The 568-nt window shown below is 56.0% G+C and carries 1 protein-coding gene; it reads left to right on the top strand.

The features are described from left to right. Positions 1 to 172: 172 nt before the first annotated feature. Positions 173 to 568, top strand: a 396-nt coding sequence (locus tag J5M71_RS26715; protein ID WP_207838493.1) for an acyl-CoA dehydrogenase N-terminal domain-containing protein, incomplete at its 3' end; no start/stop codon positions are given.

The following is a 568-nucleotide window of genomic DNA, read 5'->3' as shown; positions in this document are numbered from 1 at the left end:
AGGCGTTTGCTTTGTAGGGCAGATCGAAAGATCGCGGCGATTTTTTTCTGGTGACTAAAAATAACAAATCAGTCACCGGTTGACCCTATGTGTCGCAAAAGTTGTTGAGGTACACTCGGGCTCAGAAAACATCATTCCACGAACCACCTGTTTAGATCTTGCGAGGTTTGCCATGGCTGACTACAAAGCGCCGCTGCGCGATATGCGCTTCGTCCTCAATGAAGTATTCGAAGTCGCCAAACTCTGGGCCGAACTCCCGGCACTGGCCGAGACCGTTGATGCGGAAACCGTAGAGGCCATTCTCGAAGAAGCCGGTAAGGTCACCAGCAAAAGCATCGCGCCACTGAGCCGAGCTGCCGACGAAGAAGGCTGCCACTGGAAGGACGGTGCCGTCACCACGCCGGCCGGTTTCCCACAGGCTTATCAGACTTACGCTGAAGGCGGCTGGGTCGGTGTCGGTGGCGATCCGGCTTACGGCGGCATGGGTATGCCCAAAGCCGTTTCGGCGCAGGTCGAAGAAATGGTCAACTCCGCCAGCCTGTCGTTCGGTCTGTATCCGATGTTGACC

The organism is Pseudomonas sp. 43(2021) (genome assembly GCF_017490805.1).
Classification (GTDB): Bacteria; Pseudomonadota; Gammaproteobacteria; order Pseudomonadales; family Pseudomonadaceae; genus Aquipseudomonas.
This window is presented reverse-complemented; position numbering and strand designations above follow the sequence as displayed.